Source organism: Archangium sp. (assembly GCF_036389735.1).
Lineage (GTDB): Bacteria > Myxococcota > Myxococcia > Myxococcales > Myxococcaceae > Archangium.
Genome location: NZ_DASVWK010000647.1, coordinates 1 through 13,313, shown reverse-complemented (window position 1 = coordinate 13,313; position 13,313 = coordinate 1). Strand labels below are relative to the sequence as shown.

At 68.3% G+C, this 13,313-nt stretch carries 11 protein-coding genes and 1 pseudogene; 5 read left to right on the top strand and 7 right to left on the bottom strand.

From position 1 onward, the window contains the following. Positions 1–236: pseudogene (locus VF794_RS22595) on the bottom strand (fatty acid desaturase); the annotation flags it as partial. A 634-nt stretch (positions 237–870) separates the two neighbouring features. Between VF794_RS22595 and VF794_RS22590 the strand changes: the two are divergent. Both VF794_RS22590 and VF794_RS22585 read left to right on the top strand, forming a co-directional pair. Then, positions 871–1,425: a dihydrofolate reductase family protein gene (locus tag VF794_RS22590; protein WP_331113693.1), complete on the top strand. Its 555-nt coding sequence runs from the start codon at positions 871–873 to the stop codon at positions 1,423–1,425. Between the two features lie 124 nt (positions 1,426–1,549). After that, the gene (locus tag VF794_RS22585; protein ID WP_331113691.1) at positions 1,550–2,728 is read left to right on the top strand and encodes a hypothetical protein; all 1,179 of its coding nucleotides are present in this window, start codon (positions 1,550–1,552) and stop codon (positions 2,726–2,728) included. A gap of 182 nt (positions 2,729–2,910) precedes the next feature. Here the strand turns inward: VF794_RS22585 and VF794_RS22580 are convergent, their stop codons facing one another. Together VF794_RS22580 and VF794_RS22575 are read right to left on the bottom strand one after the other, a co-directional pair. Beyond that, positions 2,911–5,418, bottom strand: coding sequence for a S8 family serine peptidase (locus tag VF794_RS22580; RefSeq protein ID WP_331113689.1), 2,508 nt, complete (start codon positions 5,416–5,418; stop codon positions 2,911–2,913). Between the two features lie 68 nt (positions 5,419–5,486). Then, positions 5,487–6,758 (bottom strand): phospholipase D-like domain-containing protein, encoded by a 1,272-nt coding sequence (locus VF794_RS22575; RefSeq protein ID WP_331113687.1) that lies wholly within the window; start codon positions 6,756–6,758, stop codon positions 5,487–5,489. Between the two features lie 115 nt (positions 6,759–6,873). Between VF794_RS22575 and VF794_RS22570 the strand changes: the two genes are divergently transcribed. After that, positions 6,874–7,707, top strand: a complete 834-nt coding sequence (locus tag VF794_RS22570) for a hypothetical protein (protein ID WP_331113685.1) — start codon at positions 6,874–6,876, stop codon at positions 7,705–7,707. Here VF794_RS22570 and VF794_RS22565 read toward each other — a convergent pair. Continuing rightward, positions 7,704–8,951 (bottom strand): SLC13 family permease, encoded by a 1,248-nt coding sequence (locus tag VF794_RS22565; protein ID WP_331113683.1) that lies wholly within the window; start codon positions 8,949–8,951, stop codon positions 7,704–7,706. The two genes, VF794_RS22570 and VF794_RS22565, sit on opposite strands and share 4 nt — an antisense overlap. Positions 8,952–9,007: 56 nt before the next feature. Here VF794_RS22565 and VF794_RS22560 point away from each other — a divergent pair, with 56 nt between their 5' ends. Beyond that, on the top strand, positions 9,008–10,216 hold the full coding sequence (locus VF794_RS22560; RefSeq protein ID WP_331113682.1) for a tetratricopeptide repeat protein: 1,209 nt from the start codon (positions 9,008–9,010) through the stop codon (positions 10,214–10,216). A gap of 13 nt (positions 10,217–10,229) precedes the next feature. After that, on the top strand, positions 10,230–10,679 hold the full coding sequence (locus tag VF794_RS22555) for a MaoC family dehydratase (RefSeq protein WP_331113680.1): 450 nt from the start codon (positions 10,230–10,232) through the stop codon (positions 10,677–10,679). 24 nt (positions 10,680–10,703) lie between these two features. Here the strand turns inward: VF794_RS22555 and VF794_RS22550 are convergent, their stop codons facing one another. The 3 genes from VF794_RS22550 to VF794_RS22540 all read right to left on the bottom strand — a co-directional run. Then, positions 10,704–10,898, bottom strand: a complete 195-nt coding sequence (locus VF794_RS22550; protein WP_331113694.1) for a hypothetical protein — start codon at positions 10,896–10,898, stop codon at positions 10,704–10,706. A gap of 2 nt (positions 10,899–10,900) precedes the next feature. After that, positions 10,901–11,656 (bottom strand): 3-oxoacyl-ACP reductase family protein, encoded by a 756-nt coding sequence (locus tag VF794_RS22545; protein WP_331113678.1) that lies wholly within the window; start codon positions 11,654–11,656, stop codon positions 10,901–10,903. Next, positions 11,653–13,313 (bottom strand): radical SAM protein (locus VF794_RS22540; RefSeq protein WP_331113676.1); only part of this gene is annotated, 1,661 nt, incomplete at its 5' end. The genes VF794_RS22540 and VF794_RS22545, both read right to left, overlap by 4 nt.

Here is a 13,313-nt window from a genome sequence, read left to right as displayed (position 1 = left end):
AGCGCCTGGTTGATCACTCCGCCCACCGCATAGGCGACCAGAACAATCAGCCACCAGGGCGCGTCACGCAGCAGGAAGGCGAGCGAGAGCTGCAGCCCGACGAGCAGCGTGCAGACGTACTTCGTGCGCGAGCACGGGCCGTAGAGTTCCTTGATCTCGGGATGCGTGCGAAGCATCTCGCGCCGCCGCGCGGCGTGCGGTTCGTCCGCGCTGGACCAGATGAAGCCATTGGACATGGCGCCAACGGTACCTCAGCACCAGGGGGGAGAGGCACACATACCGCGCTGTGCGCTCGGGTGCGCTACCGTCGCCCCCCTTGCGGGTACAAGGTCGCTGGGGGCCATGGTGGAGCTGGTGAGCCCAGCGCCAGAGGAACCGTGCCTACTGGGCATGCACCTCCGTGGCGTGCTTCAGGTCTTCCAGGAAGAACGCCTCCATCTCCCGCGCGGCCTGCGGATCCTCGAACACCAGCGAGCCCTCCTCGAGCAGGTTGAAGGACAGCGCGTCGTAGTTAGAAGGCGATGAGAAGCTCGTCCTTGCAACTCTCGCAGCGCACCCGCGCGAAGCCGTGCGCCAGCACTCCGCACTCCAGGTACCGGGCTTACGTCCCGCTCCACGTACCGGGGCAGGCCGCGCCCCACCTCGCTCGCCTCCTGAACATAGGAAGGACAGGAGCCCTCTTGGGCGTAGCGGGCGGGAGCAGAGCGGGAGGTGAGGGACGCTGACGGGGAGCCCATGCGCCGCACGCCGAGCTGGCGCAGAAGCCTTAAAACTTATCGATCGCCGCTCCTCCGAGGCGACCGCGCGCCTCAGAGATCGGGCAGATCGGGCTGCTGCGCGCTGGGCGCGCTTTTCGTAGAATCCCACGCCATGGGCCTCCTGACCTTCGGTCTCAACGTGACTTTGGACGGGTGCATCGATCACACCCAGGGGATCGTGGACGACGAGCTGCACGAGTATTGGACGCAGCTCATGGATCAGAGCGGGGCGATGCTCTTCGGGCGCAACACCTACGAGCTGATGGAGGGAGCCTGGCCCGCGGTGGCACGCGACGAAAAGGCGCCGCGCGCGATGCGCGAGTGGGCACAGAAGCTCGAGGCGAAGGCGAAGTACGTCGTGTCGGGCTCGCGGAGCGACTTTCCGTGGCAGAACACGATCAAGGTGGAGGGTGACCTTCGCGACGCGATCTCGGCGCTGAAAGCGAAGACCGAGCGGGGTGTCCTCGTCGGAGCGCCCAAGCTCGCGGCTGCGCTCGAGGAGTTGGGGCTCATCGACGAGTACCGCATCGTCGTTCATCCCATCATCAGTGGCCGCGGGCCGACGTTGTTTCATGGCCTGTCGAGTGCGCGGCATCTCGAGCTCCTATCGACGCAGCGGTTCAAGTCCGGCGTGCAGGCGCTCCACTTCCGTCGCAAAGCGGGATGAGCGTGGAAGGACCCGAGCGCTTCACCGCGTCGGGTGTCAAAGAACTCGTTCCGACACCTCGTCTTCACACCCTTCCTGGACACCCTTCCTCAGCCTACGAATCGTCTGACACCCCTTCCGGGGCGTGCTGCGCGGGCATGTGCGCTCGGGCCGGGCCGAGGTGGGCTCGCTCGTGGTGGACGCCCCGCGGACGGCCCATGAGGGCGCCACGGTCCACGCCTTCGTCCGCCCGCATGACATCAAGATCGCCAAGCCCACGCTCGGCTCCAACGAGCCCACCACGGGCCGGGTCGAGCGCCTCAAGTTGTTCTGCACGGCGGACATGGCCGGCGACACGACGAGCACTCCGCGCCCGGGCACCCACTACTGGTTCCGGGCGAACGTCGAGCTCCATGATCTCGCGGGGCTTCAGCAGCTCGTGCTCCAGGACAAGTACCGCCCGGGTCGGGTGCTCCTCAACGATGGGCTCGTCGTCTTCGTGAACGGCAAGCCGCAGTCCTGGACCCCCAGCGTGGCCCTGGGGAAGAACTACCCGAGCAACGTCGGGATGACGCTGGACACCACCGTTCCGACCGACTGGACCTTCGATGCCTACTCCATTCCCAAGACGGACCTGAAAGAGGGCCAGAATGAGATCGCCGTCCTCTTCGAGGAGCGCCACGGCTTCGGTGGCCTGGGGCACCTGGTGCTCGAGGCGCGGTCCAACCGGGTTCTCTATGAGGAGCCCAACTGGGAGCGGACCGTCGAGCCCTTCTTCGAGGCGTTCCCGTACCTGACCTACTACGCCAACGATGGCCGCGCGAGGGCCTGGACGAGCCCCGCCTGGACGGGGCCCGCGACGAACTCCGATGGCCACCCCATCCCCCACTACGTCGCGGGCCAGACCTGGTTCGCCACTGCGGACCTCGCCGGCTCCCAGCCAGAGCCCCGCCCGAGCACCTACTTCTGGTTCAGGACCACGCTGCAGATTCGCGAGCTCGCCCAGCTCCAGTCGCTGCGGATGTATGACCACAGCAGCGTGAATGACGTGAACAAGCGGCTGTGCCTCAACGAGGGGATGATCGTCTTCGTCAACGGCGTCCCGCTGATGGACCGGATGCCCAACGTGTCCCGGGGCGCCAACAATCCGCTCTACGGCACGGGCCTGACCCGCGATACGGCCTCCCCCAGCGGCTGGACCTTCGACGCCTACTCCATCCCGGTGAGCAGCCTGCGCGAGGGCTCCAATGAAATCGCCGTGCTCTTCGGCGAGTGCTACGGCGCCGGTGGGATCTGCCGCCCGGTGCTGGAGGCGACCTACTGAGCCTCGTGGGGTTCAGGCTACCGGCTCTCCCCGGGAGAGCCGGTCCAGCTCGGTGAAGAGCGGCTTGAACGGGTTGCTCTTCAGGTGACGCGCGGCGGTGCGCCCGAGGCTCTGTTGCTGGGCTTCTCGGGGTGGAAGCGGCGGGAATCGAACCCTCGATTCCCGCCTCCGGGGAGGGCCGACTAGAAGACGGCGCTCGAGTCGTTCGAGCAGTTCGTCGTGCCGGCCTCGCACACGCGGTAGGTATAGGTGCCGGCCGCGCTCGGCGAGTCGGTGTGGGCCCCGTCATTGCCCGTGCTGAGGAGGCGGGTACCGTTGCGGTACACGTCCACGCTGGTGCCCGCGGCGCCGGACCAGGTCAGGTCCACGTACCGGGCGCCCTTCGACTTGTAGCCGTGGCTGGAGAGCGAGATGACGGAGGGAGCGGTCGCCGTCACCGTCCGCTGCGCCGTGCTCGTCTGGCCCTGGCTGTCCGTCACCGTCAGCGTCACCGTGTAGGTGCCAGCGACCGCGTAGGCGTGGCTGGGGCTGCGCGTGGTGGCGCTGGTGCCGTCACCGAAGCTCCAGCTCCAGGAGGCGAGGTCGCCATCCGGATCCGTGCTGGTGTCCGTGAACCCGCAGGTGAGCGCACTGCACGAGGAAGTGAAGGCGGCCGAGGGCGGCTGCGGCGGACCGCTGCTGCCCACCGCGAACACGAGATCATCACGGTCGTCATAACCGCCGGTGGTGCAGCTCCCCGCGGTGCTGCTGTAGCGGAAGTTGCCGCGCACGGCCTGGAGGCCGCCCGCGGGCAGCGTGTAGGTGGCGGAGAGGACCTGCGCCCCGCCGGCGGCCGGCTTGAGGGTGGTCAGGAACGTCCACGTCGGGTTGGAGACATCGCTGGTGTAGTAGAGGTCCAGCGAGTCCGAGGTGCCGGAGGACCAGGACCACACCGTCGCCTGGATCTTCACCGTCTTGCCCGGCGCCAGGGGCGAGCCGTCGAGGGTGGAGACGCGGAGGCGATCCAAGGACTCGTCGCTGTGGTAGGTGCCGCTGTTGCCATCGGCGCACGAGGAGTTGAGGGTGTTGGGGGCGTTCTTCTCCGGGCCCATGGTGCCGCGGCCGTCCACCAGCACGCCGGTGTCGCAGTAGGCGCCCACGGTGGTGCACGCGGGGACCTTGCGGACGCTGTCGTAGCTGGCCATGCCGGGGTTGTTCACCTGCACGGTGACTGTGGCGCTGGCGCCCACGTTGCCGCCGGCGTCATAGGCCTTGGCCGCCAGGGTGTGGCCGCCGTTGCCGCCCTGGGTGGAGTCCCAGGCGTACGCGTAGGGCTCGGTGGTGTCCGAGCCGACGAAGGCGCCGTTGACGAAGAAAGAGACGCGGGTGACGCCCACGTTGTCGCTGGCCGAGGCCGTGAGGGTGACGGAGCCGGTGACGGAGGCGCCCTCGGCCGGGGAGGTGAGGGCAGCGGTGGGGGCGGTGTTGTCCCCGGAGCCGTTGCCGATGAAGGCCGAGTACAGCAGCAGGTTGGGCGAGCCGGTACCCGGGCTGGTCACCTTGCCCGCGAGGGCGTTGTTGGTGAGCACGCTGGCCACCTGATCCGGGGATGCGGTGGGGTTGGTGCCCAGGTAGAGGGCCGCGGCGCCGGCCACGTGCGGGCTGGCCATGGAGGTCCCACTGATGGTGTTGGTGGCGGCGTCCCCGGTGTACCAGGCCGAGGTGATGTTGGAGCCCGGCGCGAAGATGTCCACGCAGGTGCCGTAGTTGGAGAACGAGGAGCGCGCGTCCGTGTTGGTGGTGGAGCCCACGGTGAGGGCGTTGGGAGTGCGGGCCGGAGACTTGGTGCAGGCATCGCCGCTGTCATTGCCGGCGGCCAGGGCGTAGACGACGCCCGCGGCGACCGACGCGGTGACGGCGTCATCCACCGCCTGCGACGCGCTCCCGCCGAGGCTCATGTTGGCCACGGCCGGCTTGACGTGGTTCTGGGTGACCCAGTCGATGCCGGCGATCACGCCGTCGTAGGTGCCCGAGCCCGCGCAGTCCAGCACGCGCACGGCGAACAGGTTCACCGCCTTGGCCACGCCCCAGGTGGCGCCACCGACGGTGCCCGCCACGTGCGTGCCGTGGCCGTTGCAGTCATTCGCGCCGTTGGTGTCGGCGACGGCGTTGAAGGCGTGGGCGGCCCGGCCACCGAAGTCCGAGTGGGTGATGCGGATGCCGGTGTCGATGATGTACGCGTTCACCCCGGCGCCGGCCGTGTTGTACGTGTACGTCTGGTCCAGGGGCAGGTCCACCTGATCGAGGCGGTCCAGACCCCAGGTGGCGCCCGACTGCACGCCCACCGCGGACACCACGCCATTCTCCTCCACGTACTTGACGCGGGGATCCTCCGCGAGCGCCCGCGCGTCCTGCTCGCTCATGTGCGCCAGGAAGCCGCGCAGCGCGTGGCGGAACACCCGGCCCACCTGGCCGCGGTGGCTCTTCGCCAGCTCATGCGCCACCTCGCGCGCATCCCGGTACGCGTCCGGCTGGAGGACGACGATGTACTGCGAGGGCACCCGGTTGGCGCTGCGGAAGAACTTGGACGGACGCTCCGCCTGGAGGGCGGACGTCAGGGTGGTGACGGGCTCCTGTCCGGGATGGGGGTCCGCGTTGCAGGCCACCAATGACAGGGACGCCGCGGCCGTCAGGGCCGATACGAAACGCATGAGTGCTCCTCGAGAAAAGGCGGTTCCCAGGGATTATCCCGGGAACGCCGAGAAAGTTGCAACTCCAGCTACCGGCAGGGGTAGTTGGCCTTGGTGCACGTCACGCCCGAGTTGTAGGCGTCATTGAAGTGGCCGTAGTACCCGTCGTAGAGCGGGTGCACCGTTCCGGTCTCGGGAGACATCTTCACGAAGATCTCCTCGTTCTCGTTGAGGGCGTCCTGGGACCAGTTCTGCGAGCCGGTGTAGACCCGGTAGGCGTAGCTGGTGCCGTACTTGCCGTAGATGAGGAAGAACTTGTCGTGGACCTTGTCCTTGCGGCGGATCGCCACCCCCGCGTCGAGCAGCTCGTTGTAGACCGTCTGCGGCATGCTGATTCCGTTGGTGGAGTCTCCGCTGACCACCATCCAGACCCCACAGCCCCCGGCCCGGTAGCGCTTGACCTGGGCGAGGATGTCGGGACGGCCGGACGTGACGAACGACATGCCGATACGCAGCCGGCAGTTCGCGTCGGGCGTGACGTCGTTCAGGCGGGTGACGATGGTGTCGGTCTGGCCCACGGCCTCCGGAGACGCGTAGGCGTCCGCCGGGTTGGACAGGTAGTAACCGCGACCCGAGGCCGAGTCGTAGTAGTCATTGCCGGAGTAGTGCCTCCGGTTCCACATGTCCGAGAAGTTGGCGTTGAAGCCATCGTACAGCGTGACGGCATCGTAGATGGTGATGGTGTTGTTGAAGGCGTCCGGACCGCTCGCGTACGTCAGGTTCGACGAGCCGAACCAGACCACGTACGGGCGGGCCACCCCGTTGGGATCCTGGGTCTGGCTGAACGTGAACATCTTCGTGTGCATGTTGCCGGCGGCGCTCGTGCCGATGCAGCCGCCACCACCGCTCGTGTTGGTGCAGAACCGGTGATTGGTGAGCGACTTGATGGTCGTCACCGCGGGATCCGTCGAGCTCGCGTTCTTCCCGTCCAGGACGACGTACACCGTGACGCCCCGGTTCTGCGCCGCGACGAGCGCACTGGCGACGCCGTCGATGCTGATGGAGTGGATGGTTCCCCGGATCGTGCCGCCCGCGGGCGTCGCGTTGATGAGGCGCTTCAGCTCCTCGGTGATCGTGTAGTCCCGGCCAGCGAACGCGGGCGGGTTGCTGAAGTGCGCCCATACCAGCTTGCCACCGACCGTGCCGGACGCGGAGCTGACCCCCGCCTCGACAACGCCCACGTCCACGTCGTTGACCTCGTACACGGTGGGGGCCGTCTCACACCCGGCGACGGCCAACGTGCAGAGCACCACCGACAGCACCCTCAGAATCGACTCGGTACCGCGTACGCTGGAACGCATATCGCTCTCCTGTTCACGCCTCTCTATCAAAGATGAGGACCAGGAAAACCCGTCATCTCAAGAAAAGTGAAAAGACGTGGATTTTTTCCGACGAGAGATGCTGTATGAGTGGGGAATGGTGCGAAGCTCATTCCTCGTGTTCCTGGCGCTGCTGACGGCGGGTTGCGCCTCGCAGCGGTTGGCTGGCGCGGACCTGGATCGGGTGGCGCGGCCCGCCTTCATCTCCCGTATCGAGATCGATGCGGGCCCTCGGAGCCTCGTGTTCCAGGAGGACCGTGCGTACAAGGCGAAGCTGCAGAAGCTGGAGCCGAAGGAGGCGGATCGCCGGCTCCAGGCGAAGCTGACGGCGGCGGTGACGCGCTTCGAGGTCTCCGAGCGCCTGCGCGTGAACACGTTCCGGCAGCTCCCGGAGGAGCGGCCCTGGGTGAACACGGTGGAGCCGGCGCGGGTGGCGACGATCCTGGAGAGCTTCCTGGTGGAGGAAGTCCCGGCGAACGCCCCGGACTACGATCTGCTGACGCGGCTGGGAGCGGACTCGGTGGTGGAGTTCGTCATCCAGGACTACGGCATGCGGAGCGATGACGGCCGCGCGGGGGCGTACATCAAGGGCTATGCGCGGATGTTCAAGATCAACGGGCGTGCGGAGATCTGGCGCCATCCGTTCCAGCTGGACCGGGTGGAGGAGGGCACGGAGCACCTGGATCCCTTCAAGGTGGGCAAGGAGCCCGGGCTGTACCGCCAGCAGCTCACGGAGCTGTTGGACGTGTTGGCGGAGCGGTTCGCGAAGGACCTGACGCCGAAGGATCGCAAGCCGGGCGGAGCGCTGCCCGAGGGCGCGGAGCAGGGCGAGTCCGACAGCGTGAACGGCGCGGGCCGAGAGCAGCCGGCCCCCGCGAAGCCCGACGATACCGGGCTGCCGCCCGGCGAGCTGCCGGATCCGGATCCTTAGAAGAGTGCGTGCTCGGCGAGGAGCACCGCGAGCCCCAGCACGAAGCTGACGAGCGTGATGGGGAGGCCGACGCGCAGGTAGCCGAGGAAGCTGATCTCGGCCTTGCCGCGCGCGGCCTCGAAGACGATGAGGTTGGCGACGCTGCCCACCAGGGTGAGGTTGCCGGCCAGCGTGGAGCCGAGCGCGAGCACGTGCCAGCTGAGCACGGGATCATGCAGCGTGGGCACCCAGGCACGCGCCAGCATGACGAAGGGCACGTTGCTGAAGAGGTTGGAGGCCACGAGCGTCAGGCCCGCGAAGCCGAGCGTCTCTCGCCAGGGCGGCCCGGACATGAAGGGCGAGAAGATGCGGTAGATGTCATCCGCCCAGCCAGCCTTGTTGACGCCGAAGACGACGACGAAGAGGCAGGCGAAGAAGAGCAGCAGGACATAGTCCACGCGCTCGATGGCCTGGCGCGGGTGGCGACGGGCCAGGGTCATCACCACCGCGGCGCCGGTGAGGGCGCTCCAGCTCATGGGCAGGCCGGCGAAGAAGGCGGCGACCACGCCCAGGAGCGTGACGAGCGTGAGCCCCAGCAGCGGCCGATCCACCGGAGGCGGAGGCGGGTGCGTCTGGAAGCGCTCGTGGGACAGCTCCTTGCGGAAGACGAAGAGGAGCCCCCCGACGACGACGGCGGTGGCGACCACGGCCGGCAGCGCCATGTAGGCGACGAACTGGGCATAGGGCAGCTGGGAGGCGCCCTGGATGAGCATGTTCTGCGGGTTGCCGGTGAAGGTGGCTACCGAGCCCGCGTTGGAGGCCATGCAGACGGCCAGCAGGTAGGGGATGGGGGGAAGGCGCGCGTCGTCGACCACCACCAGGACGAGCGGGGTGAGCATCAGGCAGATGGTGTCGTTGACGAGGAAGGCGGACAGGAAGGCGCTGGTGCAGGCCACGGCCACGAGGAGCAACCGGGGCGTATGGGCCTTGCGGAGCGCCCAGGCGCCCGCCGCGCGGAAGAAGGCGGCCTGCGAGAGGTAGTCCGCGATCAGCATCATCCCCAGCAGCAGCACGAGCGTGTCCATGTCCACGGCGTGCCGGGCGGGATCGGCGCTGTAGTTGAAGACCTCGGCGGGGGCGACGACGCCAGCCACCACCATGAGGACGGCACCCACGAGCGCCCCCCCCGGGCGATCCAACTTGGGGAAGGGGAGCTTGATGCCGGCGATGAAGACGTAGGTGAACAGGAAGATGGCGAGGGCCACGGCGGGCGGACAGTACCCGAAAGCCTTTTGCCACGCTTCTGCTAGGGTCGCGGCGCGTGACGACTCCGCGATACGAACAGTTGCTGAAGGCGGGAAGGCTCTCGCAGGTCCGCAAGGAAGCCGAGGCGGCACTGCGGCAGAATCCATCGGACCGGGGGGCGCTGCTCGCGCTGGCGAAGCTGGCGGCCTTCGAGGGCGAGGAGCTGAAGGTCGAGGCGCTCCTGGCCCGGGCTTCCCTGGGGACGGCAGAGGATCCGGAAGCGCGACTCGTGCGTGCCGCCCTGCTCACCCGGCGCGGCGAGACCCGGGCCGCCCAGGCGCTCTACCAGGAGCTGACGCGGGCCCAGCCGCCGCGCGCCGAGGCCTTCTTCGGCCTGGGCTTCCTGCTGGCCGCGACCGGGGACTACCCGGGGGCTCGCGGGGCCCTGGAGCGCGCGGTGCAACTGGAGCCGGACGTGGCGACCCACCACTTCCACCTGGCGCGGGTGCTCTTCGCCCTCCGGGAGACCCAGGGCGGCTTCCAGCACCTGGAGAAGGCCCTGCGGCTCGATCCCCGGCACGCGCCCACCTACCTGGCGTGGGCGGTGGCGCTCCAGGCCAGCGGTCAGCTCGAGGCGGCCGAGGACATCCTGCGTCAGGGGCTGAAGATCATCCCGAACGACGCCTTCCTGCTCAGCGGGTTGAGCGACGTGCTGGCGGCCCGGGGTCGTATCTCCGAGGCCGCCGCCGTGGCCGAGACGCTGGCGCGCCAGCACCCCAATGATCCGGCCTCCCTCGTCAACCTCGCGCGCTTCCGCCTGATGGAGAATCGCTTCGCCGAGGCGCTCTCGATCTGCCAGCTGTTGACCTCGCGCGGGCAGGCCACCGCCCGGAGCGCGACGGTGGAGGCCCAGGTACTCGAGTCGATGGCGCCCCCGGACGTGCAGGGAGCCATCAACGCCTGGCGGCTGGCGATGAAGCTGGATCCCCGAGACTGGGGCGCGCCCAACAACCTGGGCAACCTGCTGCTGCGCGTCCCGGACGAGCTGGTGCCGGACGCGACCACCCACGCCCGCGAGGCGCTGGAGGAGGCCCGCCGCCGCGCTCCCCAGCGGCCCGAGCCCGTGCTCAACCTCGCGCTGCTGCACGCGCGGCTGGGAGAGATGGACAAGGCCCGCTCGCTGGCGCGCGAGCTGCTGGCGCTGGGCCGTGGCCTCGAAAAGGGGCTGAGGCAGCAGGCGGAGCGGTTGTTGGAACAGCTCGACGGGCCTGCTCGCCCAGAGTGACCGGGAGAAACGCATGCGCTACTTCGAAGACTTCCAGGTGGGTCAGGTGCACGAGCTCGGGTCATACGTGGTGTCGCGCGAGGAACTCCTCGCGTTCGCCCGACAATACGACCCGCAGCCCTTCCACCTGGACGAGGAGGCTGGTCGCCAGTCCATCTTCGGGAGCATCATCGCGAGCGGCTGGCAGACCGCCGCCATCTGCCACCGGCTCCTGGTGGAGTCCCTGCTGAAGGACTCCTCCAGCATGGGCTCGCCGGGCGTGGACGAGCTGCGCTGGCTGCTCCCGGTCCGGCCCGGGGACACGATCTCCGCGCGTATCGAGGTGCTCGCCAGCACCCCCTCGCGCAGCAAGCCGGACCGGGGCTCGATCAAGACGCGCATGGAGGTGCGCAACCAGCGGGACGAGGTGGTGATGACCGAGACCGCCGCCGTGCTGTTCCGCCGCCGCCCCGAGGCGAGCTGAGCCCAAGCCCTGGCGGCGGCGTCCCTACTTCTCCCCGGCCTCCGGAGACTTCGGCTGGAAGAGCGGACACCGAACCACCGGCTGGGGCGGGTACTTCTGTGGCAACAGCGGGCAGAGGATGAACGTGGACGTCTTCGTCCGCACGTACTTCGGCGGCGCGGCGCAGCGGTGGCAGAGACTCGTCGGGTACGGCAGCTCGGACGGCGGTTGCTCCTCCACGCTCACACGCCTCCATCCAGGACGAGCGTGCTGCCCGTCATGTAGCTGTTCCGGTCCGAGACGAGGAAGGCCACCACCTCGGCGCACTCCTGCACCGTGCCCACCCGTCCGAGCGCGCAGTGGCGGAGGAACTCCTGGAGCCGGTTCTGGGGCAGGTTGTGGCTCACGCCCTCGTCCAGCACGCCGGGCGCCAGGCAGTTCACGGTGATGCCATAGCGGCCCAACTCCTTCGCCAGCCCCTCGGTGAAGCCCTTCAGCGCCGCCTTCGCCGCGCAGTAATGCACCGGCGCCTGGATCATCTTCACCCCGGCCAGCGAGCTGATGTTGAGGATGCGTCCCCGCCGCTCGCGCACCATGCCCCGCATCACCGCCTGGGAGGTGAGGAAGGCCCCCTTCACGTTCACGTCCATCATCCGGTCCCAGTCCTCCTCTTCCATCAGCGCCACGGGGACCACCTGGCCGATGCCCGCGTTGTTCACGAGCACATCCACCACGCCCGCCTCGCGCTCCAGCGTGCGTACCAGCTCCTGCAACCCGGCGCGGTCCAGCACTGAAACCTTGAACGCCCAGGCCCGCACGCCCATTTCCCGGAGCATCGCGAGCGTCTTCTCGGCCTCGGCGTCCGCGCGCACGTAGTTGAAGGCCACGGAAGCACCCTCGCGCGCCAACGTCAGGCAGATGGCCCGCCCCAGCCCTCGCGAGCCACCCGTCACCAGCGCGAGCCGTCCCTCCAGCAGTCGTTCCTGCTTCGTGGTCATTTGAGGACCGGCAGGGGCATCGACCAGGGCTTCTTGCCCCAGGAGGCCGTCGGAGTCTCGGGCCCCTTCGCGGCGCCGCGGTGGAACATGTTGAAGCCGCACGCCGGCATGATGCGTCCATCCACCTGCGGGTAGTGGTGGCAGCACTTGCGCAGCCGCTCCAGGTCGAAGTCGTGCCGATCCATGTAGTGGTGCAGGAAGATGGATTTGGCCTGCTGCTCGCCGATCCGCACCGCCTCCTTCTCCGAGACCGGCCGGTCGGGGAACATCACGTCCAGCGCCCGCCGCAGCGCCTTGAGGATTTCGGGGCCCCGCTCGATCTCGTCCTGGCGGGCGAAGACATCGTGGATGACGTCCGTGAGCGCATCGTGAATCTCCGGCGAGGCCCCCAACGTCGCCGACGAGCGCAGCAGCGTCCCGTGCTGCCGGAAGTCCACGAAGCGCCCGAAGGGGATGTGGGTGCCGTCCTCCATGCGCAGCAGGTACGTCAGCGACACGCACTGAGGATGCGAGCAGGGCAGGGGCGAGAAGTCGCTCATCTTCAGCTTGCCCTGGGTCTGCTCCTCGATGGCCTTGATGACGCCCGGGATGGTGAGCCGGTCCATCGGATCATGCGGGAAGCGCCCGCCGCCGAAGCCGGTGAACGCGGCCGGCTGGAAGTTGAGCGACAGGAAGTGGTCCTCGGAGAGGAACATCTCCACCATCTGGCCGATCTGGTGCTCGTTCGCCCCGCGCGTCGCCACGAAGATGAGCTGCGTGGGGATCTTCAGCTCCTTGAGCATCGCGAGCGCCGCCGTCTTCTCCTTGCACAGGTCCCGACCGCGGATCTTCTCGTGCGTGTCGGCGGTGAAGCCGTCGAACTGGAGGCCCACGTAGGCGCCCGTGTCCTTCAGCCGCTGTGCGAAGGCCCGATCCCTCCCCAGCCGCAGGCCATTGGTGATGACCACCACCCGGCCGATCTCCGGACGGCTGGCGATGTCGATCAGCTCGAACAGGCGCGGGTGGCTCGTGGGCTCGCCGCCCGAGAGCGCGATCGACTCGCACTGCCCCTCGTTCCGCACCAGCGTGTCCACCATGGCCCGGAAGACCTCGGGCTCCAGGTGGTTCGCGTACTGGTTGTTCACGATGCAGATGGGACACTCGAGGTTGCAGTGATCCGTGATCTCCACGATGGGCAGGCACGTGTGCTGCTCGTGGTCTCCGCACGTGCCGCAGTCCGTGGGGCAGCCATGCTTCACCTCGGCGGCGAACTTCAGCGGCTCGGTGCCCGCGCGCGCGAAGGAGTACGCCTTCACGTAGTACTTCGCGTCCTCGGAGATGAGCGCCTCGGACGGGCCGCACTTCTCGCACTGTTTCTTGAAGAAGACCTTGCCCTCCCGGATGACCACCTCGGCCCGCGTCAGGGCCAGGCAGTGCGGGCAGGTGGAGGTGGTGTGCTTGAAGATGTGGTCGCTCTTGAGCCCCTCGGGCACCTCGCCCCGCGCGAGGAACGTCTGGATGTAGGCCTTCGCGTCGTTGGCGATGCGCAGCTCCGACGGGCCACAGGTGGTGCAGTGCTGGAGCGAGTAGACCTGCTCGTCGCGCAGCACGACGCGGCCCTCCACCTCGGTCCGGCAGGTCGGGCACCGGGACATCTCGTGCATCAGGAAGGTGTGGG

Bases quoted from the DNA above. Each gene is read 5' to 3' on its own strand.
- VF794_RS22555 (WP_331113680.1), top strand. From the start codon at position 10,230: ATGCGCTACTTCGAAGACTTCCAGGTGGGTCAGGTGCACGAGCTCGGG.
- VF794_RS22580 (WP_331113689.1), bottom strand. From the start codon at position 5,418: ATGCGTTTCGTATCGGCCCTGACGGCCGCGGCGTCCCTGTCATTGGTG.
- VF794_RS22570 (WP_331113685.1), top strand. From the start codon at position 6,874: ATGGTGCGAAGCTCATTCCTCGTGTTCCTGGCGCTGCTGACGGCGGGT.
- VF794_RS22545 (WP_331113678.1), bottom strand. From the start codon at position 11,656: ATGACCACGAAGCAGGAACGACTGCTGGAGGGACGGCTCGCGCTGGTG.
- VF794_RS22590 (WP_331113693.1), top strand. From the start codon at position 871: ATGGGCCTCCTGACCTTCGGTCTCAACGTGACTTTGGACGGGTGCATC.
- VF794_RS22575 (WP_331113687.1), bottom strand. From the start codon at position 6,758: ATGCGTTCCAGCGTACGCGGTACCGAGTCGATTCTGAGGGTGCTGTCG.